The organism is Arenibaculum sp., assembly GCF_035998295.1.
Lineage (GTDB): Bacteria > Pseudomonadota > Alphaproteobacteria > Azospirillales > Azospirillaceae > DASYHS01.
On the sequence record NZ_DASYHS010000279.1, the window covers coordinates 57,830 to 81,034 of the forward strand.

The following is a 23,205-nucleotide window of genomic DNA, read 5'->3' on the forward strand; positions in this document are numbered from 1 at the left end:
TCAGTAGGCTTCAGTAGTTCGGCCACAGCCCCGGCGTCGCCAGCTCGATCACGTGCCCGTCGGGGTCGTGGAAATAGAGGCTGGTGCCGCCCGCCGACCAGTTGACCTCGCTGTAGACGGGCACGCCCTGCTCGCCGAGATGGGCGCGCCAGGCGTCGAGCTCGGCGCCGGGGATCTTGAACGCCATGTGCAGCCTTCCGCTGCCGTGGTGCCCGGGGACGATCCCGCCCCTGGCGGGGATGTCCTCCTCGGTGGTGCCGTTCTGGAAGATCAGCAGCACGCCGTTGCCGCGGGCGTCGAACGCGGTGAGCCTGGGCCCCATGACCATCGCCTCCAGGCCGAGGACGCGGGCGTAGAACGCCGTCGCCCTGTCCATGTCGGCGACGTAGAGCGCGGTCTCCAGGATGCCGTCGATTCGCGGCACGGTCCCCTCCTGTCTTTGCTCGGCCGATATCCGTCCTCAGGCGCAACCCATCCCCCGGCCGAAGGTTTCGTTCCCGGCGGGAGGTTGCGTCCCGCCGACCGACACCTTAGACAGAGCACATGTGCGAACTCCTGGGAATGAGCGCCAACACCCCGACGGACATCTGCTTCAGCTTCGCCGGGCTGATGCGCCGCGGCGGCGGCACGGGCCCGCACCGCGACGGCTGGGGCATCGCCTTCTACGACGGCCGCGGCTGCAGGGCCTTCCACGACCCCTGCCCGTCCGTCCAGTCCGAGATCGCGCATTTCATCCGCGGCTACTCGATCAAGAGCCGGGTCGTCGTGTGCCACATCCGCAAGGCGAATCGCGGGCGGATCTCGCTGGAGAACACCCATCCCTTCACGCGCGAGCTGTGGGGCCGCAACTGGACCTTCGCCCATAACGGCCAGCTCCGCGGCATCAAGCGGCGCCCGCTCGACTACTACCGGCCGGTCGGCACCACCGACAGCGAGCACGCCTTCTGCTGGATCCTGGACCGGCTGCGCGCCCGCTGGCACGACGCGCCCACGATGCCGGCGCTCGCGCGCGAGATCCGCGCGCTGGCCGCCGACCTCGCGGAACTGGGCGTGTTCAACATGCTGCTGACCGAGGGCCGTGCCCTGTTCTGCCACTGCGGCACGAAGCTGGCCTGGATCACGCGCCGCAGCCCCTTCGGCCCGGCGACCCTGGTGGACGAGGACCTGACCGTCGACTTCGCGCAGGAGACCACCCCCCACGACGTCGTGACCGTCGTCGCGACCCACCCCCTGACCGCGAACGAGACCTGGACCGTGATGGACCGGAACAGCTTCGTCGCGTTCCGCGACGGCGAGCCGGTCGGCTGAGCATCGCCATCCCCCTTGGCTGCTAGCCGCGGCCGATGCTACACAACCCCGTGCGATACGCCGAAGCCGGATGGGTGGCCGAGTGGTTTAAGGCAGCGGTCTTGAAAACCGCCGTGGGTGCAAGCCCACCGTGGGTTCGAATCCCACCCCATCCGCCATTTCACTGCCGCATACCATTAACAGCGCAGACATTCACTCGCCAAGCACGGGCGTTCGCCGCGATCTCCCTATGAGCTAGCTCGATTGCTGCTAGACGGGTTTCCTCAGGGTCCACCTCAGCAATCCCGCTGTCGCTCCCCTCCAGCGTCTCCTTTCTCCTCATTCTCTGGTAAGTGGCCGGAAAATCATTTTCTCACTAGTACGTTGGAGCATGGTTCTGTATGTAAAGCCCAGGTAATGCCTCTGACGAGCCCTCACTCCTCGCCATTCGCGTTTACGCGGGCCTCACACTTAAGAAGGCCTCTCCCCGGATTAAGGATCGTGACCAGCCTCGCCATTCGCCTGAAGGAGCTGGATGAAGACCAGCTGGAGGAGTTCATTGAGCTCTTTGCCGACTGCATCGGTGCCGGGTATCTCGCGGTCCACAGGATGGGTCAGGCCAATGATAAGGGCCGCGACGTTGTAGGCTTCTTGACACCGGCCAAGCATGAGGGGCCTTGGCACCTTTACCAGTGTAAGCGGAAAACCAAAGGCAGCGCTCTCGGGGCCCCGGAAGCGCTCGTCGAACTCGGCAAGCTGTTTTATCACTACATTGAAGGGGCCTACCTGACGCTGCCGACCAAGTACGTCTTCGTTGCCCCACGCAACGTCACGGGCCCTTTACGCGACCTGATCCTCAACCCGTCCACCCTTAAGGCAAGGCTTTTGGCGGATTGGGATACCTACTGCCTGACGGGTATCACCGGGCGCGGCAACGGCAAAACCCCGCTGACGCCGCAGATCAGGGCCGCCATTGAGGCCTACGATTTCGGTCAGGTCGATTACCTTCCGGCTACCGGAATCGTGAAGCATTCCGCGGCGGGGCCAGCACTCACCCGCGTTCTCAAGGTGGTGCCCGGCGACGCTCCAGTTGGGGTCGCACCATCAACTCTACAGGCGGAGGAGATCGAGTACCTCGACCAACTCAGACAGGTGTACGGTGCTGCCCGTGGTACTTCCTTCGTAACTGTCGAAGCAGTCCTGGCGGATAAGGAGTATGGGCCCGACCTCAGCGACCAACGGACCCGGTTCTTCGAGGCCGCCGTTTTCAAGCGGTTCCATCGGGATAACACCGATGCCAATGCGCTCGAAGCCTTTCAGCAGGATGTTTACCTTGGGGTAGTAGGCGTCCATCGTCGCAGGCACCCAACAGGGTTTGACCGCCTCTGCGCCGTGATGGACCATGCCTCGGTGATGGCCGCCGCCATCGGGGGCAAGCTCGCGCGGGTGCCTGTGCGTCAGGGCATGTGCCATCACCTCGCGAATGAGGGGACCATGAAGTGGACACCATGAGGTTCGACGAGTTCGGCCACCTCTACAACTCGCCCTTGGAGACGGGCATCCGGGCGGTGATCATCCTAGAGCACCTGCGTCCGGTAAAGGCGGACCTTGCCGAGATGATTCTGTTCGACCACGTTGTGGTCCATACGGGCGATCACGGCGGCCCGCGGAGCCTTCACACCGCTCTTCCGGATCGAAAGGGAGAGCTTCTCGTCCGGCGTCGTCTGATAGAGGAAAGTCTGCGGCTGATGCAGCAATGCCACTTAGTGGCCGAGGCTCACGATGAGTATGGGATCTCCTACCACGCCACCGATGAGGCCGCAGCCTACATTGAGCTACTTGAGACGCCGTACTCGGAGCACCTAAAGCGCTGCTCGGCCTGGATCCGGGACGAGGTGAGGCAATACACGAAGGCTGGCTTCGGAGAGCGGCTACGAGACCAGATCGGCGACTGGGCCGAGGCGTTCGGTGTGGCCGATAGATCCGCACGGTAAGCCTGATTATGCCTCCTCCACGCTTCATCTTGCGACGGCTGACTTTTACCGGGCCCGACGTCCCATTGTCGGATCTAGATTTCGCTGACGGGCTCAACCTCGTCTGGGGCGCTTCCAACTCCGGCAAATCGTTCATTCTCGCTGCGCTCGATTTCATGTTCGGCAGCGGGTCGCCCCTTCCCGACATCAGGATGCTGCGTGGTTACGAGCGTGTCTGGTTGAGCCTCGACTTGCCGGCGAGCGGACGGGTCACGATCGAGCGAGCGGTCTCTGGAGGAAATTACGCCCTGTACAAGGGCGACGTGGATCCCGAGGCCCCTGGCACGTCTGGCCAGACCCTCTCAGCGGATCATAAGACAAAGTCCCTCAGCCTTTCATCTTTCCTCCTCCGCGAACTTGGTATCCGTGACAAGCAGATCGACAGGACTCTGAACGGGGAGAAGAACGCGTTCACATTTCGCCACGTAACGCCCTACGTCCTCACGGACGAAACGAACATGATGGCAACATGGAGCCCGATCGTGATCGACCCGCGGGCAGGCGATACCTTCAACAAGAACGTCTTCAAATTCCACCTTACAGGGATCGACGGTTCGGCCACAGTCACAACGGAGAACTCGCAGACACAGCGCAGGGGCAACGCTGGCAAGCTAGAGTTAATAAATGAGCTCATCGCCGACGCTGAGGAGGAATTGCAACAGGGCTGGCCTGACAGCGCGGAACTGCCCGTTCAGGAGGAGCGTATAGCGGAAGCCCTTAGCTCCGTGGAGGCTGAGGCCGCGGCACGACAAGGGATGCTCGACGAGCTGCGAGCCCGGCGCCGTGCAGCCCTCGACGAGCTTGCGTCTCTGGAGGAGCGGCGCTCCGGCGTTAGGCTGACGCTCGATCGTTTCGACATCCTCGCGAAGGTCTATGAAAACGACATCATGCGCCTCGACGCTCTAGCTGAGGGTGGGGCGGCGCTGCTCGCTGGTGCGCAGCGTCCATGCCCCCACTGCGGCGCGGATCCGGAACATCAACGTCATCGCCATGGATTGGATGAGATCGAGCGCACCTACGCGGCCGTCGAGGCTGAGGTCGCAAAGATCCGACTAGAACAGGCCGACTTGCAGCGAACTATTGGTGCTTTGCGCGGCAAGCACGACGGCCTCAGCGCCTCCATTTCGAACCAAACAGCGGAGATCGAGGGGATCGAGGCATCCATTAGGGCAGAGCAACCTCTAGAGAGTTCGGTCCGCGCCCACTATGAACGTCTCGATCGGGCCCGGGAGCACGTTCGTCGTGGCCTGTCGGTTCTACGCCGGATCGAAGACCTTCAGGTGCGAAAAAAAGAGATCGAGGCGTTTAAGCCGACCACCCTGCCTCGTGGCAGTGTCATCGCGGGTATCAGCGGTGCTATCGGTGACGAGTTTGCTCAAGATGTTCAGTCCGTGCTGCACGCCTGGAAGTATCCCGGACCGCCGCGGGTGTCGTTCGATACAAAGAGCCACGACATCCTGCTCAACGGCGAAAGTCGCCGCGGAAATGGCAAGGGTGTCCGCGCATTGATGCACGCCGCGTTCAAGATTGGTGTGCTGATCTTCTGCCGCCGCCATGGCTTGCCCCATCCGGGTATCATTGCACTCGACAGTCCGCTGTTGAGCTATCGTGACGCCCATAGGTCGAGACATGGCGCCTTGGATAAAGATGAGCAGGCGATCAGCCAGACAAAGCTAAATCATTATTTTTACGAGTATCTACTTCGCACTGTGGATGACGTTCAATACATCATTGTCGAGAACGACGCCCCTCCATTTGAATTAGGACAGAACGCAAAGGTCACGGTCTTTGCTGGAGAGGAGGGCGATGGGGACAGGACAGGCTTCTTTCGGACTAACAGGGCCAACTCGACTTGAGATTAAGCACTGACGATCGCGCGAGAATATGACGACGTTAGTGACCGCCACCCATAGACTTGGCGAGCCAACTGCGCAGGGACTGTGATGTGGTCTGCAGTTGAGTTAACGCTGAACGCCAGTGGTTTGGCCCTGACTCTAAGGAGCGCCCCTTTCGTACTGCGAGGATCCTTGCATGTGCCACACCGCGGCGCTACGCCGATGGCGCCGAGGGATGCCAAATAACACAACGAAACTATAACACAAGGCAAGGGTGGAGCTTGCCCCACACTATCCGCTACATCACTGCCTGCGGCCAACGACCCATCCTGATGCCGCAGCCCCGGTCTCAGCGAAACCGCGCCCGCAGTTGCCACAAAATCAGGCTAAAACTGAAACGAGCGCTGACCGCTATCCATAGTGCTCGCGGTGGCGGGCCACGAATGCTGGATGAGGCCAAAGGCTGCGGTCCTTCGGGAGCCTGATCCGGTCTTGGTGACGGGTGAACAACTCGCGCAGCTCCGGCGGCACTTTGTTGTGCGACACCAGCAGACGCCAGTCGTCATCAATGGATATGAGGTGCCGGTCGAACAGCCAGTGCACCGTCGCGGATAGCGCGATGCCGTTCTGAACGACATCGGGGCCACCGTCCGCCACCGGCCAGATATGCGCAGCTTGAGCCTCCGCTCTGCCGCCGCCGTTCACTATCTTGATGCCGGTGACGGCGCAGGTATCATCGTAGGCGGCGAGCACGGCCCGCCTGAATGCCGCATCGCGAACCTTGCGGTTCATCAGTACCTGCTCGACCCTCCGCTCCGCGGGTGCCGCGGTGATGAGCGCCGCCGTGGCGGGATCGACGTGCATCGCGTCAAGCTCGAGCCGCACCGCGTTGGCGGGTGACAGCGTCTCCCGCAGGCCCTCGTTCACGATCGCGGCAAAGTCGTCGTCGGGGATCGGCCTGACCGACGCGCCGCGCAATGCACGCCCTACCTGCGTCGGGTCGGGAACCGCACGCAAGATGGCCTCGCGGTGGCCGTCGGGGCTTCTGAACGGCACCGGCACATCGAACGGCAGATAATCACGAAGGATGGCGTAGCTGTGACCGGCGCGGTCGGGGTCCGGATCGATCCGCTCGACACGGGCGGCAGCGACATAGGCGCGCCTGCCCCCGTTCCTCCGTGGTTCACGCAAGATCACCCAGTCGCCGACGCAGGCTCGCGCGTGTCCCAGGTAAGATCTGGGAAAGTGGTAGCGCTCGGTACTGTCGTCGTAGCCCGAGCCGGGTTTGGTATCGAAGACGGCCTTCACCATGCCCCCATGCGCGACGGCGGCGTGGCGGTTCGCGGCGCGTAGCAGGTCACGCTCTCCGCGACGATCGGCTTCGGTCTCTTCATAACCCAGTATATTGACAGCGCCGTCGTCGCGTCTAGCGCGGCTCACTCATGCGCCGCCTCAACCTCCGGCAGAGGGCCGTGTAACCGCCTCTTGACTGCCGCGGGTAGATGTTCTCTTATTGTTCTTTCTGCCGGAACGAGGAGGACACCCCATGGTCGCTACCGCCGCCACGCCCGACGCCCGGCCGCTGGCCCCGCGCATCGAGTTGTTCTGCCGCGTCGTCGCTGCCGGCGGCGTGTCCCTGGCCGAGGCTGCGCGCCGCGCCGGCTACGCCCCCGGCTCGGCGCGCCAGCGCGGCTCGGAGCTGTGGGCGCGCGACGACGTCCAGGCCCGCCTCGGCGAGCTGTCCGCCGAGGAGGAGGACCGGCACCAAGCCCTTGTCGAGCAGATGCGTCGGCAGCACGACGAGCTGTACGGCAAGCTGGTCGAGCAGGGGCAGTTCCCCGCCGCCAGCCGCCTGCTGGTCCACCGGTGGCGCTTCGAGAAGGAGGTCGGCGCCGTCCGCGCCGAGACCCGGACCGAGCGCGATCGCCTGCGCGAGGACCTGCGCGAGGAGGTCCGGGACGAGCTGCGCGAGGAATTGCGCGGCGAGGTCCGGGCGGAACTGGTGGACGAGCTGCGCAAGGAGATGGCGGAACTGCGCCAGGATATGCGCGTGGAGCTGCGCCGCGAGATGCGCGCCGGGGCCGGGCCGAAGACGAAGACCGGGGCCGTGACGAAGCATGACATTCCCGCACGTTTCGACGCCCAAGTGCCCTCCGGCCCGGTGGCCGGTCCGCTGGCCGGCCCGCTGGCGGTCGCCGCTCCGCACGGCGCCGGCAGCCTGAAGGCCCGGCTGCGCGACCAGCCCCTGCCGGTTCCCGCGGGCAAGCTCGCCATCTCCGGGTGACCGCCGGCCGGGCGGGCTGCCATCAGGGGAATATCAGGGCGCATGCCAAGGAGGGCCTCCAGGCAAGCGGACCCGCCACCCCTACGGCGTGCCCTTCCCTCGCGGGCGGCAACCTGCTTAAGTGCGGGCCTGTCACGTCCGTACGAGGAGCTTCGGGAATGCGCGGTTTCTGGAAGCGTATCGGCGTCGTCGCGGTCCTGGCGGCCTTGTCATCGCCCCTCGCCGCCCTGGCGGCGGAGCGGGACGAGTTGTACCGGGCGCGCGCCATCGTGACCGGCCAGCGCGAGGAGACGCGCCACGGCGGCATCGCCGAGGCGCTGCGCTACGTGCTGGCAAAGGTCTCGGGCGATCCGCGCCTGGTCGACGACCCGCGCGTCGCCGCGATGGCCGAGGACGCGGGCGCCTATGTGGTCGGGTTCGGCTATCGCGACCGGATGGACGGCAAGCCGCTCGCGGACGAGCAGGGATCGCGGGACCGGCCCTACGATCTCACCGTCGACTTCGACCCGCGGAAGATCGACGCCGCCCTGCAGTCCCTGGGCCGCAAGCCCTGGACGGCGGCCCGCCCCGGCTTCGTCGCCGTGATCGGCATGCGCAACGGCCCGAAGGACCACCTGCTGACCGCCGACGGCGGCATGAACCTGAAGCGCCAGCGCGTCGCGCTGGCGTTGGCCGCCGACCGCTTCGGCATCCCGGTGGCCCTGCCGCGGGCCGCGGTCCTGGCGGAGCACGGCCTGACCGTGCAGGCTCTGCCGACGGCGGAGCCGGAAGGTCTCGACGCGGTCGCCGAGGCGGCCGACGCCGACCTGGTGTTGCTCGGCAGCCTGACCTGGAGCGACGAGGCCCATGGCTGGATCTCCGAATGGCGCTTCGCCGCGGATGGCCGGAACCATCGCTGGGAGCACCGCGGCGGCGGCTTCGACGAGGCGTTCCGCAAGGGCATCGGCGGCGCCGCCCGGATCCTGTCCGGCAACGGCCAGCCGGAGTAGGTGGAAAACCCCCTCTCCTGTGCAACGGGAGAGGAGTTTTTCTACCGGCCGGAACGGGGCATCAGGTTTCGGTCCGGCCGGTGCCGGTCCGGTTCTCCTCGTAGCGATGCGTCACCGTCGGCAGGTCCGGCAGCCAGGCTTCCCGGCGTTGGTCCCAGGCCTCGTAGGTCGGCATCCAGCGGCTCGGCTCGTCGAAGGAGCCGAGATAGAGCTCGATCTCGTCCGATCCGTCCTCGGCGTAGAACAGCGGCGACCCGCAGGCCCGGCAGAAATGCCGCTGCCCCGTGCCGGAGGACCGGAACGCCGCGATCTCCCCGCCGCCGAAGCGGACCCGCTCCCGGGGAAAGACCGCGAACGCGCTGAAGGGGGCGGCATGGCGCTTGCGGCAGGTCAGGCAGTGGCACAGGCCGACGCGGTAGGGCTCGCCCGACGCCTCGATCCTGACCGCCCCGCAGGCGCAGCCGCCGGAATGACCCGGTTCGTCCATGTCGTCGCCTCCGAATGCTCAGCGCCCGGCGAGGACGGCCGCCCCAAGCTTCCGGCCGTCGCCGTCGGCGGCGAGCGCCATGCCGGCATGGGTGTAGGCCGGGTCCGTGAGACGGCGCGCATAGTCGGGCTGGTCCAGCCATTGCCGCACGAAGAACCTGATGTCCGCTTCGGTCGGCCGGGTCCCGCAGCCGCCGCAGCTACCCGCCACGATCGAGGCCGTGCGCCAGGACGCCGGCATCTCCAGCGCCGCCGGATCGAACGCGGAAATATCCTCCGGGACCGCGTCCCGGGCGGCCTTCGACAGGTCGGCGCTGGCGTCGAGTTCGGGAACGCCGGCCTCGCGCCGCGCCTCGTTGACGTGGTCGACCAGCAGGGCCTGCTGCACCTCCGGCCCGATCGGCGCGCCCCCGTCCGTTCCGGCACCCCGGGGCGCGCCCGGCCCGGCGAAGGTCTGCGTCGCGTAGAGGCCGGCATCCTCGCCGGCCACGATGCCGAAGCCGAAGCGGTCCATGCCGGGATCGAGGATGTTGCGGCGATGCCCCGGGCTGTCCATCCAGCCCTCGGTCAGGAACGCCACGTCCGGGCGGCCGGGCGGCGGCGGGCAGCCGTCGCACCGCGCGATGTTCTCGGCCACGGCGCGCGCCGTGCTGCCGCCGGCCGACAGGTAGCGGTCCATCACCGTCTCGCCCTCGGGCGATTCATGGGCGTAGTAGCCGCGCGCCAGCATGTCCTCGGAATGGGCCTGGGCGGCGGCGTTCAGCGCCTCGTCGAAGCGCAGCGGCGCCAGATCGTGCTCGCGCCGCCGCTCGTTGACGAGGTCGAGGGCGGCACCGCGCAGCCGGTCGAGGTCGCCCGTCTCCGCGGCTCCCGCCGGCGGGCACGCCCACAATGCCGCGAGCGCGGCCGCCCCCAGCAGCGTTCCTAACGTCGTCGTCTTCATCCCGCCGCGATCCTAACGGCCTTCGGGCGCCGGCGGGTTGCGCCGGGCCAGTTCGACCAGCCGGCTCATGCGGTCGTGCTCGCGCACGCGCTCGCGCCGCTCCTCGATCAGCATCGCCCACAGCTCCCGGTTCTCCTGCTCGATCGCCTCGACCCGGGCGCGCAGGCGCGCCGTCTCGTCGCGCGCCCGGCGCTGCGCCAGCTCGTCCGCGGGCGGCGCCTGGCCGCCCGGCGGGCCGGCCGGGCGGGCGTCGGTCCGTTCGCTCACGCTGCCCGGCGGCCCCGCCATCACGAAGGCCCGCTCGGCCCGCGGCAGTTCCGGCGGCACGGCCTCGCTGCGCGGCGGCACGGGGCCGCGCCCCTCGGCGCCGGGGTCCGGTATCGTCGAGGGCGGGCGCACCGGAGGCCCGCCCTCCGCGTCCCGTTCCGCCCGCTTTCCTTCGGGCCCGCCTTCGGGCGCCTTGCCCGGGGGCCTGTCCGCCTCGTCCGCCATGATCGCCCTTCCCTCACCCGGCACATCCGCATGCCGCCAACCGCCGGGACCGGGCGAAGGTTGCACGCCATCGGGCCGCCCCGGCGCTTTGGAGGTACCGCTACCCCGAAATCCCGGAAAGGTCACACCCCACCCTCCACATTCCACAGCATCACGAACGGCAGCGCGGCGGGTACCCGTGCCCGCGCGGTGCTGGTGGAACACGAACTCGGGAGAGAACCGAAAATGCGCAAGACGACGATCGCGGTCCTGATGCTGGCGCTGGCGGGGACCTCGGCCTGCTCCGGCCTCTCGGACATGGAGCAGCGCGCGCTCAGCGGCGGCGCGATCGGCGCCGCGGGTGGTGCCGCAATCGGCGTGCTGGCGGGCGGCAGCCTGCTGACCGGCGCGCTGGTCGGGGGCGCCGGCGGTGCCGCGATCGGCGCCCTGACCGGCGACAAGAAGAAGTAGGCGGCTCGAGGGCGGGTGCGCTTCGCCGCCGCACCCTGCCCCCCGCCTGATCGAAACCCGTGACATCCCGGCCGCCCGGACCTAGGTTTCGCCCCGGTTTCGGCGACGGGAGGGGACGCGGGTGGCCCAGGACCGGCCGGCCGGGCGGGCCGGCACCATCGAGCGCGAATGGCTGCGCGAAACGGCGCGGCCCGGCCGGGGCATGCATCTCGTCTGCGTCGGTGCCGGCACCGCCGCAGGCCTGCTCCAGGTCGCCCAGGCGGCGCTGGTCGCGGCCGTCATCGCCGCCGTGGCCGCAGGCGCGGCGGACGGGGAAGCCGACGCCTTCCCGGCCTGGATGCTGGCGGCGCTGGCGGCCGTCGTCCTCGGCCGCGCGGGCGCCGCCTGGGCGTGGGAGCGGGCGGGTGCTTCCGCCGCCGCCCGGGTCAAGCAGGCGCTGCGCACCCGGCTCTACGACCACGTCGTCTCGCTCGGCCCCGGCTTCGCGGCACCGCTGGGCGCCGGCGCCCTCACCGCCGCCGTGATGGAGCAGACGGACGCGCTCGACGGCTGGGTCGCGCGCTACCGGCCGCAGACGGTCGTCGCGGTGCTCGTCCCGCTCGCGATCCTGGCCGCGGTGTTTCCGGTGGACTGGCTCGCCGGGACCATCCTCCTGCTGGCCGTGCCCATGGTGCCGGTGCTGATGATGGTGATCGGCGGCGCGGCGGCCGCGGCCAGCCAGGAGCAGTTCCAGGCCCTCGCCCGCATGTCCGGGCACTTCCTCGACCGCCTCCAGGGGCTCGTGACCTTGAAGCTGTTCGGCCGGGCCGAGGCCGAGCTTCGCGGCGTCGAGGCGGCGGCGCAGGAGTTCCGGCGGCGGACCATGTCCGTGCTCCGGATCGCGTTCCTGACCTCGGCCGTGCTGGAGTTCTTCACCGCGGTCGCCGTCGCGCTGGTCGCGATCTATGTCGGCTTCGCCCTGCTCGGCTGGATCTCCCTCGGGCCGGCCGACGAGATGACGCTCGGCCGCGGCCTGTTCGTCCTGATCCTGGCGCCGGAGCTGTTCCAGCCGCTGCGCCAGCTCTCGGCCTACTACCACGACCGCGCCCAGGCCGTGGGCGCCGCGCGGGAGCTGCGGCCGATCCTGGAAGCCTCGCCGCCGCCCCGGCCCGAACGCGGTCCCGTCCCGCCGCCCGGCCCGCTCGCCGTCCGGTTCGACGGCGTGACCCTGGCCCGCCCCGGCCGCGGCATCATCCTCGATGGCATGGACCTCGCCGTCGCCCCGGGCGAGCGCGTGGCCCTGGTCGGCCCGTCGGGCTCCGGCAAGACGACGGCGCTCGCGATCCTTCTCGGCTTCCTCGCCCCCGACCGGGGCCGCGCCACCCTCGGCGGCATCCCGGTCGAGGAGATGGACGAGGCGACGCTGCGCCGCCTCGTCGGCTGGGTCGGCCAGAACCCCCGCCTGTTCCCCGGCACGATCCTCGACAATGTCCGCCTCGCCGATCCCGACGCGCCGGACGCGCGGGTGCAGGCCGCTTTGGCGCTGTCCCGCGTCGACGAGTTCGCGGCGGCCCTGCCCTCCGGCCTCGGGACCGTCGTCGGCGAGCGCGGCTTCGGCCTTTCCGGCGGGCAGGCGCAGCGCGTGGCACTCGCCCGCGCGCTGCTGCGCCCTTCCGCGCTGCTGCTGCTCGACGAGCCGACCGCCGGCCTCGACGCCGGCAACGAGCGGCTGGTGCTCGACGCGCTGGGCGGCCTGCCGCGCGACCGGACCGTCCTGGTCGCGACCCACAGCCCGGCTGTCGCCGCCTGGGCCGACCGCCGCATCCGGATCGCCGGCGGAACCGCGGCGGTGGAGGCGGCCTGATGCGCGACCTCGGCTTCTTCCTGCGCCTGTTCGCGCGGCGCCTGCCCTGGCTCGTGGCCGGGACGGCGCTGATGCTGGCGACCGCGCTCGCCGGGATCGGGCTGCTCGGCCTGTCGGGGTGGTTCGTCGCCGCGGCCGCCCTGTCGGCCGGGGCGGCGGGCTTCGACCTGCTCCGCCCCAGCGCCGGCATCCGCTTCCTGGCGCTGTTCCGCACCGCCTCGCGCTACGGCGAGAGGCTGGCGACGCACGAGGCGACGTTCCGCGTGCTGGCGGACCTGCGGGCTTGGCTGTTCGCCAGGGCGGCCCGGCTCGACGCGGCGCAGCTCGGCCGGCTGCGCTCGGGCGACCTGCTGGCCCGGATGACCGCCGACGTCGACGCGCTCGACACGCTGTACCTGCGCATCCTCGCCCCCGCGGTGGTCGCCGCTGCCGTCGCCGTGCTGGCCTTCGCCGCGATCGGCTCCGTCGACCTCGTCGTCGCCCTCGCGGTGGTCGGCGGCATGGTGCTGGCCGGCGTCGCGGTGCCGCTGCTCGCCCGCCGCCTGGGCGAGCCGCTCGGCCGGGAGATCGTTTCGGTCTCGGCCGGCTTGCGCGACCGTCTCGTCCGCGACATCCAGGGCGCCGCCGAGCTGCGCGTCTTCGGGGCGGCCGCGCGGGCGGCGGAACCCGTCCATGCCGCCGTCGCGGTGCTCGCCGACCTGCAGCGGCGCATGGGGCGGATCGCCGGGCTGTCGGCGGCGATGACGGCGCTGTGTTCCGGCGCGACCTTGCTGGCCGCCCTCGCCCTGGGCGCGGCGCTGGTGACCCGGGGCGGCATGCCCCCGGCGCTGCTGGCCGGGCTGGTGCTCGCGGTGATCGGGCTGTTCGAGGTGGTGGCCCCCCTGCCCTCGGCCTTCCAGCTCCTCGGCCGCACCGCCGGGGCGGCGCGCCGCCTGCGCGAGGTGGCGGAGATGGAGCCGGCGATCCGCGACCCGGAGACGCCGGCGCCGCCGCCGCCCGGCACCGGCGTGGCGTTCCGCGGCGTGCGCTTCGCCTACGACGCCGGCGGCCCGGCCGTGCTCTCGGGCTTCGACCTCGACCTTCCGCAAGGCCGCCGCCTCGCCGTCCTCGGGCCGAGCGGCAGCGGCAAGAGCACGATCGCCCGCCTGCTGCTCCGGCTGTGGGACCCGGACGCGGGCACGGTCGCGCTCGGCGGCGTCGACCTGCGGCGGCTGCGCCAGGCCGACCTCCACGCCAGGATCGGCTACCTGTCGCAGTCCGAGCCGCTGTTCAACGCGACGATCCGCGACAACCTGCTGGTCGGGCGCGCCGACGCCGACGACCCGGCCTTGTGGTCCGTGCTGGCGGAGGTTCGTCTCGCCGATTTCGTGCGGGACCTGCCGGACGGGCTCGACACCTGGGTCGGCGAGGCGGGCACGATGCTGTCCGGCGGGCAGGCACGCCGTCTGGCCCTTGGGCGGGTGCTGCTCGAAAAAGCGCCGGTCCTCGTCCTGGACGAGCCGACCGAAGGGCTCGACGCCGAGACCGAGGCGGAGGTATGGGCCGCGCTGGCGCGCCACATGGAAGGCCGGACCGTCCTGCTGATCACGCATCGCCCGGCCGGGCTCGCGGCGATGCACGAGGTGCGCCGGCTGGAAGGGGGCCGGCTCGCCTGAGCCTTGCGCGGAACTTGCATGCTCCCCCTGGAACGGCCCGTGCCGACGGGCTGTTGCCCCTAGGGAGTGGCAAGGATGGATAGAACGATGAGGATCGATCCCAGGCGGCGGGAGGATCTCGCCATATGCCGTTACCAGGCCAGCGACCGGACCGGCATCGCATGGGCGCGGCGGCCGGAACACGTGAAGCAGGCCTTCCGCGACGCGGCCGAGCGGGAACTCGCCCGCACGCCCCCGCGTCCCTCCCTCTTCGATCCCGAAGCCGCCGGGCTCACGCCCCTGCGCGCGCGCTGACCGGCGCCGGGGCTCCGGCGTCCGCATCCAGGCATCCCAGGCCGATGAGCGTCGCCCGGACCGCGCCGTCGAGCGGCGTGCGCGGCTCCGTCCCGAGCAGGGCGACCAGGCGCGCGTTGTCGAGGCGGACCGGCACCTGCCACAGGTAGCGCATCTCCCCCAGCTCCCTGAACAGGGGCACGAAGGGCGACGCCGCGCGGACCAGCCACCAGGGAAAGCCCCGGACCTTCAGGTCCGGCCGGCCGACCGCGCGGCGGATCGCCGAGATCATGGCCTCGCCGTCGGCATCCCAATGGCCGTCCATGTGGAACGTGTCGAACGCCTCCAGGTCGGCTTCCCGCTCCACCAGCCGCACCATGGTCTCGGCGACGTCGGGCAGGTAGGCCCATTGGTGGCCGACGCCGCGCCGGCCCGGACGGCTCACGGACCCAACCGGGCGTCCCGGTTTCACAAGCCCCTGCGAGAACCAGTTGTTCCCGGCCTTCGGGCCGAAGAAATCGCCGGCACGCACCACCAGGCTCCGCACGCCCGTCCCGGCGGCCGCCCGCAGCCTGCGCTCCATCTCGACCCGGATGGCGCCCTTGCGCGTCGTCGGAGCCTGGGGGGCATCCTCCCCGATCACGGGGAACGCGCCGGGGCCGTAGTTGTAGACCGTCCCCGGCAGCACGATGCGCGCGCCGGACAGGCGCGCCGCCGCGATCGTGCTTTCCAGCATCGGCAGCACCAGCCCGCCCCAGTTGCGGTAGCCGGGCGGGTTGACGGCGTGGACGATCAGGCCGGCCCCGCGCGCCGCGCCGGCGACGTCCGCGGCCCGCATCGCGTCGCCCCGGACCCACTCGAAGCCGGGCGGCGACCGGCCGGCCGCCGCCGTCTCCGGGGCGCGGTGCAGCGCCCTTACCGTCCAGCCGCGCGCATGCAGGCGCCGGGCGGCCTCGCCGCCGATCCCTCCCGTCGCTCCGAGAACCAGCGCAATCCGTTCCTGGGCCATGATCCTGTCTCCTCCGGTATCGGTCCGGGCAGGATCGGTCCGGCGGCGGCCGAACGGAATTGCCTTAATGCGTGCGGTATCCATACTATTCTGAATGACGGTCCATGAGCCGAGCTGGGATCTCTACCGCACCTTCCTCGCCGTCCTGCGCGAGGGCTCCCTGTCCGGCGCGGCACGCTCGCTGGGCGTCGCCCAGCCGACGGTGGGCCGCCACCTCGACGCGCTCGAGCAGGCGGTCGGCTTCCAGCTCTTCACGCGGTCGCGGGACGGATTGACCCCGACGGAGGCGGCGTCCGAGCTGCGCCCCCATGCGGAGGCGCTGGCCGCGACCGCCGCCTCGCTGCTCAGGGCCGCCTCAGGCCACGGGAGTGCGGCGCGGGGTGCGGTCCGCGGGACCGTCAGGGTGACCGCCAGCGAGGTGGTCGGGGTCGAGGTGCTGCCGCCGATCCTGACGGGCCTGCGCCGGGAATACCCGGAGCTCGTGATCGAGCTCGCGCTGTCCAACCGGGTCGAGGACCTGCTCCGGCGCGACGCCGACATCGCGGTGCGCATGGTCAGGCCGAGCCAGGAGGCGCTGCTCGCCAAGCGCGTCTGCGACGTCGTGCTCGGCCTGCATGCCCATCGCCGCTATCTCGACCGGTACGGCGTCCCGGCGGATCTCCAGGATCTCGCGAACCATTCGCTGATCGGCTTCGACACCGAGACGCCCGCCATCCGGGGCATGCTCGCGCGCGCCGCCGGCATCCGGCGCGCGATGTTCGCCCTGCGGTCCGACAGCGACCTCGCCCAGCTCGCCGCGATCAGGGCCGGCTACGGCATCGGCATCTGCCAGGCGGCGCTCGCCGCGCGCGACCCGGATCTCGTGCGCGTCCTGCCGGGGCATTTCGAGCTCGCGCTCGATACCTGGCTGGCGATGCACGAGAACCTGCGCTCCAGCCGCCAGTGCCGCGTCGTCTTCGACGCGCTCGCCGCCGGCCTGGCCGAGTATGCTCAGATCCAGTACGGGACCCGGCCGTAATAGCCGTACAGCTGCTCCTCGAACCCGCGGTCGAGCTGGACCAGCGGGTCGTATTCCGGGCTGCTCTTCACCTGCTCGCGGGTGAGGTCGACGTCCACCTCGCGGGTCGCCCAGTCGATCCGGCGGACCCAGTCCGGCGGGACCACGACCTTCCTGCCCGGCAGCCAGTTCCGCGTGTCGATCACGAGATAGCGGATGCGCCAGTCATGCCCGATCAGGAAGTCCTGGACGTGACCGATCGAGCCGTCCTCGGCCTCGATCGCGTAGCCTTCGATCTCGCGCCCGCTGCGCAGATGGGGATCGCCGCCCGTGTCCTCCGGCCGGGACGGATCGCGCTCTCCAGGCGTCTTCATGGTCGCCGGGTAGTCCGCCGGCACCGGTTCCGCCATCGGGGCGCCCCACATCGGCGCGGCCGGTCCACCCCAGTAGGGCGCCCAGCCGTAATGGCCGTACAACGCTTCCTCCTGCTGCCGGCCGACCGGGCGGTCGCAATCGATGTCGGGACTGTGCTTGACTTGATCCCGGGTGAGGTCGACCGGGAAGGCGCGGGTCGCCGTGTCCGGTTCGCCGAACGCCCTCGGCGGGATCAGGACCTTCCGGCCGGGCAACCAGCTTCCGGTGTCCACCACGACGTACCGGACGGACCAGGCCGCGTCGTCCAGCAGGACGTCGGTGATCTGCCCGATGTCGCCGTCCGTGGCCCGCAGACCGTAGTCGCGCATCGCTTCGAGGTTCCAGAACATGGCCGCTTTCCTTCGACTGCCGGTCTCGCTCGACCCGTCGAATCAACAAGTTGCGGGCCCCTGTCGTTCCTGGAAGCCTCTCCGCCGGCAACGCCCCCTGCGGTTCGACGGAACCAAATGCCGCGTTCGGACGGTTGAACAGGGGACGGCGCCCGAACGGCCGGGGCGCCGGTCGGGCATTCCGGGAGGTGCATCACCTTGACCGCGACGACGTACAGCCAGGACGCAATCCTCAACCGCTTCCTCCAGGAAGCCGGCCGCTACCCCATGCTCAGCTCCGAACGCGAGCGGGAGCTGGCGACGGCATGGAACCAGCATCGGGAGGAGGACGCGGTCCGCCAGCTCGTCGGCAGCCATCTCCGGCTGGTGATCAAGATCGCCCGCGGGTTCGCCGGCTACGGGCTCCCGCTGGCCGACCTCGTCGCCGAGGGCAATGTCGGGCTGATGCAGGCGGCCGAGAAGTTCGACCCCGAGCGGGGATTCCGTTTCGCGACCTACGCGATGTGGTGGGTCCGCGCGGCGATCCAGGAATACATCCTGCACAACTGGTCGCTGGTGAAGATCGGCACGACGGCGGCCCAGAAGAAGCTCTTCTTCAACCTGCGCCGGATCAAGGGCCGGATGCAGGAGCTGGAGCAGGGAGACCTGCCGCCCGCGGCCCTGCGCACGATCGCGGCCGAGCTGGACGTGCCCGAGGCCGAGGTGATGGAGATGAACCGCCGGCTCGCGGCGTCCGACAGCTCCCTCAACACCAATGTCGGCGAGGACGGCGAGCACGAATGGATCGAGCTGCTGGCGGATGAACGGCCCTCGCAGGAGGTGGCCGTCGGCGAGGCGGCGGAGTTCGCGATGCGCCGGCGGCTCCTGTCCCAGGCGATGACCGTCCTGAACGAGCGCGAGCGCCACATCCTGCTCGAGCGCCGGCTGAAGGACGACCCGTCGACGCTCGAGGAGCTGAGCTCGCGGTACTCGGTCTCGCGCGAACGCATCCGCCAGATCGAGGTTCGGGCGTTCGAGAAGCTGCGCAAGGCGGTGCTGAGTGCCGCGCAGGGGCTGCGGCGGCCTTCCCTGCTCCCGGCCTGAGGCCTGCTCACGCCCCCCGGATCGCGGAAAGGACCGCGATCACCACGGCCGCGATGAACGCCGTCTCGACGACGATGAGCCCGATCGCCCGATGGCCGACCGAGAGGAGCGAGCCCAGCGCCGTCTTGACGCCCAGGGCCGAGATCGCGATCACGATGCACCATGAGGAGGCGGCGGTCATGGCGGCGGTCGCCGCCTGGGGCACGAGGCCGAGGCTGTTCAGGACGACGATCGCGACGAACGCGACGAGGAAGCCGGGAACCAGGGAAGGCCGCTTTGCCGTGGTCGGCGCGACCCGCCGGGCCGCCAGCGCTATCAGCAGCACGGTGGGCACGAGCAGGGCCACCCGGAGCAGCTTGACGATGGTCGCGGTGTCGCCGGCCTCGTTCGAGACGCTGTAGCCGGCCCCGACGACCTGCGCCACGTCGTGGATCGTGCCTCCCAGAAAGATCCCGGTCTCGGTGTCGCTCCATCCGAACGCCGTCGCGATGATCGGGTACAGCACCATGGCGACGGTGCTCAGCGTCGTGACGCCGATGATCGTGAACGCGGTGTCGCGCTCCTGCTCGTCGTAGCGCGGCAGGACGGCGGAGATCGCGGCGGCCGCGGAAGCGCCGCAGATCGCGGTCGCGCCGGCCGACAGGATGCCGAAGCGGGTGCGCAGGCCCAGCATCTGCGCTCCCAGCGCCCCGAAGCCGATCGTGAGGCCGACCGCCGCCGCCACGCCCGCCAACGCGCCCCAGCCGAGCCCGACGACGTGGTCGAAGGTGATGCGCGCACCGAGCAGCGCCACGCCGACGCGCAGCACTTGGCGCGCCGCGAAGGCGATGCCGGCGGCAAACCTCGGCTCCTGGGCCAGGAAGTTGAACGCCATGCCGAGCAGCAGGGCGAACAGCATCGTGGGCGCGCCGTAATGCTCGGACAGGAAGGTAGCGGCCAGCGCGACGACGGCGCTGAACATGAGCCCCGGGAAATGGGCGCGGACCCACGGAACCGTACCGGTGGACAGCTTGGCGGCAAAACTCGAAGCGGACATGGGAACTCGGTCGCGGCTGGAAAGAGGTCGGCGGGAATGAGATCGGCGTGAACGCGGCCGCGGCATGGCCGCGTCCGGGCGGGGCATCCTAATCCGTCGACCCCGCTCTGCGCACCAAGTCTGCGAACAGGGTGTCGGGAAGCACGACGCCCTCGCGCTCGGCGCGCCTGCGGGCCTCGTAGCGGCGATCGCCCGGGAGGCGGGTACCGCCCTGGGCCAGCACGGCGGCGCACAGCGTCTCGACCCGCTCCGCGAACCCCGGCGCGCCGACCGCATCGGGCGAGAGCAGGACGAAGAACTGCCCGACCCGCGGAGGAGGCCCTTCCGCGTCGAAGAAGGAGCTTGCCTCGAAGCCGAAATTGGCGCCGGAAAGGCAGGTTGCCAGGATCTCGACCATCATCGCGAGCGCCGCCCCCTTGGCGTCGCCGATCGGCAGCATGGCGCCGGCCAGTGCTGCCCGCGCGTCGGTGGTCGGACGGCCTTCGGGGTCCACCGCCCAGCCCTCGGGAATGGCTTCGCCCGCCTTTGCCGCCACCATGACCTTGCCGCGCGCGACCTTGGACAGCGACAGGTCGATCACGAGAGGATCGGAGCCGGCGCGCGGACATGCGAAGGCGATCGGGTTGGTCCCGAACAGCGGACGCCCCCCACCCTGGGGCGCGATGGCCGCAGGCGAGTTGCTGAAGGCCAGCGTCACCATGCCGCGCCGGGCCAGGCTTTCGACGTGATGGCCGGCCATGCCGGAATGGTGCGAGTTCCCGATCACGAGCGCGGCGATCCCGCACTGCGCGGCGACCTCCGCGCCAAGCTCGGCGCCCATGGCGATCGCGGGATAGGCGAAGCCGCAGCGGGCGTCGACGGCGACCGCCGCCCGCGCCGGCCGCGTGGCGGAGGGGCGGGCACGTCCGTCGACCTTGCCGCTGCGGACCTGATCGGCATAGCTGGCGAGGCGGGAGATCCCGTGGCCCGGCTGACCGTCCGCCTCCGCGGCGACGAGCGCATCGGCGACGACGTCCGCCGTCTCCCTCAGGGTCCCGGCCGCCACCAGGGCCCGCGCGGTCAGCTCGTGCAGCTCTCCCAGAGTGAGCCGCGCCCCGTTCATCGCCGGTCTCCCGAAGGCGAAAGGACACGAAGGACCGTCTCTGCGACGACCGCGCTGACCCGCTCGTTCGATTCCACCGTCACCCCCGCGACATGCGGCGTCAGAATCACGTTCGCCAGGCCCCGGAACGGGTTGTCCGATCCCAGCGGCTCGCCCTCGAAGACGTCGAGCATTGCCGCCGCGATCCGCCCGCCCTCCAGCGCGCGGGCGAGTGCGTGTTCGTCCACGATGCCCCCGCGCGCGGCGTTGATCAGGACCGCATCCGGCTTCATGCACCCGATCGCGGCCTCGTCGATCAGATGCCGGGTCGCGGGAACGAGCGGTACGTGCAGGCTGACGACGTCGCTTTGCGCGAGCAGCGCCTGCAGCGACGGCGACGGGGCGGCTCCATGGCGGACCCAGGCGGGATCGTCGGGACCGACGAAGGGATCATGGGCCAGTACGCGCATGCCGAGCGCGGCCGCGCGCTCCGCCGTCGCCCTGGCGATGGCGCCGAACCCCACGAGGCCGAGCGTCTTGCCGGCAGCCTCCCGCCCGATCAGGCGCTGGCGCGGCCATTTCCCCTCGGCCACGTCGGCGGTCGCGCCATAGGCGCCGCGCAGTAGCACCAGCGCCCCCGTGACGACGTATTCGGCGACGGAAAGGTCGTTGGCGCCGGTCGCCGGATGGACGCCGATCCCCCGTGCCGCGCACGCATCGACGTCGATGTTGTCCAGCCCGACGCCCAGCCGCCCGACCGCGACGAGGCGCCCGGCGGCGGCCAGCAGCGCGCACCGGACCTGCGTCCGGTTGCGCACGATCAGGGCGCGGGCGTCGGCGACCAGGCGCTGCAGATCCTCGGGCCGATCGACGAGGCCGGGGTCGTAGAGCACCTCATGGGCCTCGCGCAGCCGCTCGACCGCGGGCAGGTCCATGAACTCGGAGATCACGATGTCCGCGGGCATGCGCGCCGCCTCCCTGGGCTTCCTTGAACTTTGATGTCTTATATAAGATACATGAACAATTGACAAACCGATTTCGCGGCCTCTACCCTCAGCGCCGTTGCCACCGCATTCGATATGCAAGGGAGAAAGCGCATGTCGCTGCATTCCGCGGGTTCCGCATCGGGTAGCCCGGCCGACGGCGTTGCGCGCGGCGGCGTGCCCAACGCGCAGGGCCGGCCGACGCCGCATTTCGTCGTCCACAACAAGACCGATACTGTCGGCGTCGTCGTCGTCGAGACGGTTCACGCCGGCGATCAGCTTTCCGGCTGGGTCATGGAAACGGACGAGACCATCACCGTGACCGCCCAGGCCGACATACCGCTCGGCCACAAGGTGGCGATCCGTCCGATCAAGACCGGCGACACGATCTTGAAGTACGAGCACGATATCGGGCGGGCCATCGAGGATATCGGCCAGGGCGGCTACGTCCATTACCACAATGTGAAGACGAAGAGGTGGTAGACATGGCGCGCGACCATTTCCTGGGATACCGGCGCGAGAACGGCCGGGTCGGCATCCGCAACCATGTCGTCGTGCTCCCGCTCGACGACATCTCGAACGCGGCCTGCGAGGGTGTCGCCAACAACATCAAGGGTGTGATGGCACTGCCGCACGCCTATGGCCGCCTGCAGTTCGGCGCAGACCTCGACCTCCATTTCCGGACCATGATCGGCACCGGCGCCAATCCCAACGTCGCCGCGGTCGTCGTCATCGGCATCGAGCCGGAATGGACGCGCCGCATAGTCGAGGGCATCGCGGCGACGGGCAAGCCGGTCGAGGGCTTCGCGATCGAGCAGAACGGCGACATCAACACCATTGCCCGCGCGTCGCGCGCCGCGAAGGAGTTCTTGCACTGGGCGACCGAGAAGCAGCGCGAGAAGTGCGGCCTCGAAGAGCTCTGGGTCGCCACCAAGTGCGGCGAAAGCGACACGACCTCCGGCTTGGCGTCATGCCCGACGGTCGGCAACCTGATCGACAAGCTCGATCCCGCCGGATCCACGACCTGCTTCGGCGAGACGTCCGAGATCACCGGCGCCGAGATGGTCTGCGCCGACCGTGCGGCGAACCCGGAAGCGCGCGAGAAGTTCCTGAGGACCTGGAAGGCCTATCAGGAGGAGGTGATCGAGGCCCACAAGACCGACGACCTCTCCGATAGCCAGCCGACGAAGGGCAACAAGTACGGCGGCCTCAGCACCATCGAGGAGAAGGCCTTCGGCAACCTCGAGAAGATCGGCAAGAGCACCCGCTACATCGACGTTCTCGAGCCTGCCGAGATGCCGGCCAAGGGACCTGGTCTCTACTTCATGGACACGTCGAGCGCTGCCGCCGAATGCTGCACGCTCCAGGCGGCGGGCGGCTTCGTGGTTCACCTGTTCCCGACCGGACAGGGCAACGTCATCGGCAACCCGATCATGCCGGTGGTCAAGATCTCCGGGAACCCCCGTACCGTCAGGACCATGAGCGAGCATGTCGACGTCGACGTCACCGGCGTCCTGCGCCGCGAGATGACGCTGGACGACGCAGGCGACGCGCTGATCGACATGACGATCCGCACCTGCAACGGACGGCTCACCGCCGCCGAGGCGCTCGGCCATCGCGAGTTCGTGATGACGAAGCTCTACCGCAGCGCCTGACTTCCGCCGGGGCGGCGGCCGGACATC

At 69.7% G+C, this 23,205-nt stretch carries 24 protein-coding genes and 1 tRNA gene; 15 read left to right on the forward strand and 10 right to left on the reverse strand.

The window, feature by feature from the left end:
* Positions 1-10 precede the first annotated feature (10 nt).
* Positions 11-424 (reverse strand): VOC family protein, encoded by a 414-nt coding sequence (locus tag VGO20_RS26245; RefSeq protein ID WP_327505366.1) that lies wholly within the window; start codon positions 422-424, stop codon positions 11-13.
* A gap of 119 nt (positions 425-543) precedes the next feature.
* Between VGO20_RS26245 and VGO20_RS26250 the strand changes: the two genes are divergently transcribed.
* The 5 genes from VGO20_RS26250 (at position 544) to VGO20_RS26270 (ending at position 5,176) form a co-directional block, all read left to right on the forward strand.
* A complete protein-coding gene (locus tag VGO20_RS26250; protein WP_327505367.1) occupies positions 544-1,308 on the forward strand; it encodes a class II glutamine amidotransferase in 765 nt (254 codons plus the stop codon).
* Positions 1,309-1,376: 68 nt separating this feature from the next.
* Positions 1,377-1,466: transfer RNA gene (locus VGO20_RS26255), tRNA-Ser, on the forward strand.
* A 322-nt stretch (positions 1,467-1,788) separates the two neighbouring features.
* The gene (locus tag VGO20_RS26260) at positions 1,789-2,799 is read left to right on the forward strand and encodes an ABC-three component system protein (protein ID WP_327505368.1); all 1,011 of its coding nucleotides are present in this window, start codon (positions 1,789-1,791) and stop codon (positions 2,797-2,799) included.
* Positions 2,796-3,281: an ABC-three component system middle component 2 gene (locus VGO20_RS26265; RefSeq protein ID WP_327505369.1), complete on the forward strand. Its 486-nt coding sequence runs from the start codon at positions 2,796-2,798 to the stop codon at positions 3,279-3,281. The genes VGO20_RS26260 and VGO20_RS26265 overlap by 4 nt, the downstream gene beginning before the upstream one ends.
* Before the next feature lie 65 nt (positions 3,282-3,346).
* The gene (locus VGO20_RS26270; RefSeq protein WP_327505370.1) at positions 3,347-5,176 is read left to right on the forward strand and encodes a hypothetical protein; all 1,830 of its coding nucleotides are present in this window, start codon (positions 3,347-3,349) and stop codon (positions 5,174-5,176) included.
* A gap of 390 nt (positions 5,177-5,566) precedes the next feature.
* Here VGO20_RS26270 and VGO20_RS26275 read toward each other — a convergent pair whose 3' ends face one another.
* Positions 5,567-6,595: an HNH endonuclease gene (locus VGO20_RS26275; RefSeq protein ID WP_327505371.1), complete on the reverse strand. Its 1,029-nt coding sequence runs from the start codon at positions 6,593-6,595 to the stop codon at positions 5,567-5,569.
* A gap of 106 nt (positions 6,596-6,701) precedes the next feature.
* Between VGO20_RS26275 and VGO20_RS26280 the strand changes: the two genes are divergently transcribed.
* Together VGO20_RS26280 and VGO20_RS26285 are read left to right on the forward strand one after the other, a co-directional pair.
* Positions 6,702-7,439 carry a terminase small subunit gene (locus VGO20_RS26280; protein ID WP_327505372.1) on the forward strand — a complete coding sequence of 246 codons (738 nt, stop codon included), beginning with the start codon at positions 6,702-6,704 and terminating at the stop codon, positions 7,437-7,439.
* Between the two features lie 158 nt (positions 7,440-7,597).
* Positions 7,598-8,428 (forward strand): DUF2066 domain-containing protein, encoded by an 831-nt coding sequence (locus tag VGO20_RS26285; RefSeq protein ID WP_327505373.1) that lies wholly within the window; start codon positions 7,598-7,600, stop codon positions 8,426-8,428.
* Between the two features lie 61 nt (positions 8,429-8,489).
* On the opposite strand, the gene VGO20_RS26290 is transcribed toward VGO20_RS26285, so the two are convergent.
* The 3 genes from VGO20_RS26290 to VGO20_RS26300 are packed head-to-tail and all read right to left on the reverse strand — an operon-like array spanning position 8,490 to position 10,349.
* Positions 8,490-8,915: a GFA family protein gene (locus VGO20_RS26290; RefSeq protein WP_327505374.1), complete on the reverse strand. Its 426-nt coding sequence runs from the start codon at positions 8,913-8,915 to the stop codon at positions 8,490-8,492.
* An 18-nt stretch (positions 8,916-8,933) separates the two neighbouring features.
* Complete coding sequence (locus VGO20_RS26295; RefSeq protein ID WP_327505375.1) at positions 8,934-9,857, reverse strand: CAP domain-containing protein; 924 nt, start codon at positions 9,855-9,857, stop codon at positions 8,934-8,936.
* A 12-nt stretch (positions 9,858-9,869) separates the two neighbouring features.
* Positions 9,870-10,349: a hypothetical protein gene (locus VGO20_RS26300; protein WP_327505376.1), complete on the reverse strand. Its 480-nt coding sequence runs from the start codon at positions 10,347-10,349 to the stop codon at positions 9,870-9,872.
* Positions 10,350-10,574: 225 nt separating this feature from the next.
* On the opposite strand from VGO20_RS26300, the gene VGO20_RS26305 reads away from it, so the two are divergent.
* From VGO20_RS26305 to VGO20_RS26320, 4 genes are all read left to right on the forward strand, one after another.
* Positions 10,575-10,799: a hypothetical protein gene (locus VGO20_RS26305; protein WP_327505377.1), complete on the forward strand. Its 225-nt coding sequence runs from the start codon at positions 10,575-10,577 to the stop codon at positions 10,797-10,799.
* Positions 10,800-10,920: 121 nt separating this feature from the next.
* On the forward strand, positions 10,921-12,642 hold the full coding sequence (cydD, locus tag VGO20_RS26310) for a thiol reductant ABC exporter subunit CydD (protein ID WP_327505378.1): 1,722 nt from the start codon (positions 10,921-10,923) through the stop codon (positions 12,640-12,642).
* Positions 12,642-14,297 carry a thiol reductant ABC exporter subunit CydC gene (cydC, locus tag VGO20_RS26315; protein ID WP_327505379.1) on the forward strand — a complete coding sequence of 552 codons (1,656 nt, stop codon included), beginning with the start codon at positions 12,642-12,644 and terminating at the stop codon, positions 14,295-14,297. Before cydD ends, cydC begins: the two co-directional genes overlap by 1 nt.
* Positions 14,298-14,384: 87 nt before the next feature.
* Entirely contained in the window at positions 14,385-14,591 is a 207-nt protein-coding gene (locus VGO20_RS26320) for a hypothetical protein (protein WP_327505380.1), read from the forward strand.
* Here the strand turns inward: VGO20_RS26320 and VGO20_RS26325 are convergent.
* The gene (locus VGO20_RS26325) at positions 14,569-15,579 is read right to left on the reverse strand and encodes an NAD(P)H-binding protein (RefSeq protein ID WP_327505381.1); all 1,011 of its coding nucleotides are present in this window, start codon (positions 15,577-15,579) and stop codon (positions 14,569-14,571) included. The genes VGO20_RS26320 and VGO20_RS26325 overlap by 23 nt on opposite strands.
* A 94-nt stretch (positions 15,580-15,673) precedes the next feature.
* Here VGO20_RS26325 and VGO20_RS26330 point away from each other — a divergent pair, with 94 nt between their 5' ends.
* Positions 15,674-16,597, forward strand: coding sequence for a LysR family transcriptional regulator (locus VGO20_RS26330; protein ID WP_327505382.1), 924 nt, complete (start codon positions 15,674-15,676; stop codon positions 16,595-16,597).
* On the opposite strand, the gene VGO20_RS26335 is transcribed toward VGO20_RS26330, so the two are convergent.
* A complete protein-coding gene (locus VGO20_RS26335; RefSeq protein ID WP_327505383.1) occupies positions 16,570-17,340 on the reverse strand; it encodes a PRC-barrel domain-containing protein in 771 nt (256 codons plus the stop codon). The two genes, VGO20_RS26330 and VGO20_RS26335, sit on opposite strands and share 28 nt — an antisense overlap.
* Before the next feature lie 198 nt (positions 17,341-17,538).
* Here VGO20_RS26335 and rpoH point away from each other — a divergent pair, with 198 nt between their 5' ends.
* Positions 17,539-18,423 carry an RNA polymerase sigma factor RpoH gene (gene rpoH, locus VGO20_RS26340; RefSeq protein WP_327505384.1) on the forward strand — a complete coding sequence of 295 codons (885 nt, stop codon included), beginning with the start codon at positions 17,539-17,541 and terminating at the stop codon, positions 18,421-18,423.
* 7 nt (positions 18,424-18,430) lie between these two features.
* Here the strand turns inward: rpoH and VGO20_RS26345 are convergent, their stop codons facing one another.
* The 3 genes from VGO20_RS26345 to VGO20_RS26355 all read right to left on the reverse strand — a co-directional run bounded on the left by VGO20_RS26345 (position 18,431) and on the right by VGO20_RS26355 (position 21,505).
* Complete coding sequence (locus VGO20_RS26345; protein WP_327505385.1) at positions 18,431-19,459, reverse strand: YeiH family protein; 1,029 nt, start codon at positions 19,457-19,459, stop codon at positions 18,431-18,433.
* A gap of 88 nt (positions 19,460-19,547) precedes the next feature.
* The gene (locus VGO20_RS26350) at positions 19,548-20,561 is read right to left on the reverse strand and encodes an Ldh family oxidoreductase (protein WP_327505386.1); all 1,014 of its coding nucleotides are present in this window, start codon (positions 20,559-20,561) and stop codon (positions 19,548-19,550) included.
* Positions 20,558-21,505, reverse strand: a complete 948-nt coding sequence (locus tag VGO20_RS26355; protein ID WP_327505387.1) for a hydroxyacid dehydrogenase — start codon at positions 21,503-21,505, stop codon at positions 20,558-20,560. The genes VGO20_RS26350 and VGO20_RS26355 overlap by 4 nt, the downstream gene beginning before the upstream one ends.
* Positions 21,506-21,637: 132 nt before the next feature.
* On the opposite strand from VGO20_RS26355, the gene VGO20_RS26360 reads away from it, so the two are divergent.
* Entirely contained in the window at positions 21,638-22,006 is a 369-nt protein-coding gene (locus tag VGO20_RS26360) for a UxaA family hydrolase (RefSeq protein WP_327505388.1), read from the forward strand.
* Positions 22,007-22,008: 2 nt separating this feature from the next.
* On the forward strand, positions 22,009-23,178 hold the full coding sequence (locus VGO20_RS26365) for a UxaA family hydrolase (RefSeq protein WP_327505389.1): 1,170 nt from the start codon (positions 22,009-22,011) through the stop codon (positions 23,176-23,178).
* Positions 23,179-23,205: the final 27 nt, after the last annotated feature.

Excerpts from the sequence above, each read along its gene's own strand:
- VGO20_RS26250 (WP_327505367.1), top strand. The coding sequence starts at position 544 with ATGTGCGAACTCCTGGGAATGAGCGCCAACACCCCGACGGACATCTGC.
- VGO20_RS26320 (WP_327505380.1), top strand. The coding sequence starts at position 14,385 with ATGAGGATCGATCCCAGGCGGCGGGAGGATCTCGCCATATGCCGTTAC.
- VGO20_RS26330 (WP_327505382.1), top strand. The coding sequence starts at position 15,674 with ATGACGGTCCATGAGCCGAGCTGGGATCTCTACCGCACCTTCCTCGCC.
- VGO20_RS26265 (WP_327505369.1), top strand. The coding sequence starts at position 2,796 with ATGAGGTTCGACGAGTTCGGCCACCTCTACAACTCGCCCTTGGAGACG.
- VGO20_RS26285 (WP_327505373.1), top strand. The coding sequence starts at position 7,598 with ATGCGCGGTTTCTGGAAGCGTATCGGCGTCGTCGCGGTCCTGGCGGCC.
- VGO20_RS26290 (WP_327505374.1), bottom strand. The coding sequence starts at position 8,915 with ATGGACGAACCGGGTCATTCCGGCGGCTGCGCCTGCGGGGCGGTCAGG.
- VGO20_RS26280 (WP_327505372.1), top strand. The coding sequence starts at position 6,702 with ATGGTCGCTACCGCCGCCACGCCCGACGCCCGGCCGCTGGCCCCGCGC.
- VGO20_RS26295 (WP_327505375.1), bottom strand. The coding sequence starts at position 9,857 with ATGAAGACGACGACGTTAGGAACGCTGCTGGGGGCGGCCGCGCTCGCG.
- VGO20_RS26300 (WP_327505376.1), bottom strand. The coding sequence starts at position 10,349 with ATGGCGGACGAGGCGGACAGGCCCCCGGGCAAGGCGCCCGAAGGCGGG.
- cydC (WP_327505379.1), top strand. The coding sequence starts at position 12,642 with ATGCGCGACCTCGGCTTCTTCCTGCGCCTGTTCGCGCGGCGCCTGCCC.
- VGO20_RS26365 (WP_327505389.1), top strand. The coding sequence starts at position 22,009 with ATGGCGCGCGACCATTTCCTGGGATACCGGCGCGAGAACGGCCGGGTC.
- VGO20_RS26345 (WP_327505385.1), bottom strand. The coding sequence starts at position 19,459 with ATGTCCGCTTCGAGTTTTGCCGCCAAGCTGTCCACCGGTACGGTTCCG.
- VGO20_RS26360 (WP_327505388.1), top strand. The coding sequence starts at position 21,638 with ATGTCGCTGCATTCCGCGGGTTCCGCATCGGGTAGCCCGGCCGACGGC.
- VGO20_RS26350 (WP_327505386.1), bottom strand. The coding sequence starts at position 20,561 with ATGAACGGGGCGCGGCTCACTCTGGGAGAGCTGCACGAGCTGACCGCG.
- VGO20_RS26325 (WP_327505381.1), bottom strand. The coding sequence starts at position 15,579 with ATGGCCCAGGAACGGATTGCGCTGGTTCTCGGAGCGACGGGAGGGATC.
- VGO20_RS26335 (WP_327505383.1), bottom strand. The coding sequence starts at position 17,340 with ATGTTCTGGAACCTCGAAGCGATGCGCGACTACGGTCTGCGGGCCACG.
- VGO20_RS26305 (WP_327505377.1), top strand. The coding sequence starts at position 10,575 with ATGCGCAAGACGACGATCGCGGTCCTGATGCTGGCGCTGGCGGGGACC.
- VGO20_RS26355 (WP_327505387.1), bottom strand. The coding sequence starts at position 21,505 with ATGCCCGCGGACATCGTGATCTCCGAGTTCATGGACCTGCCCGCGGTC.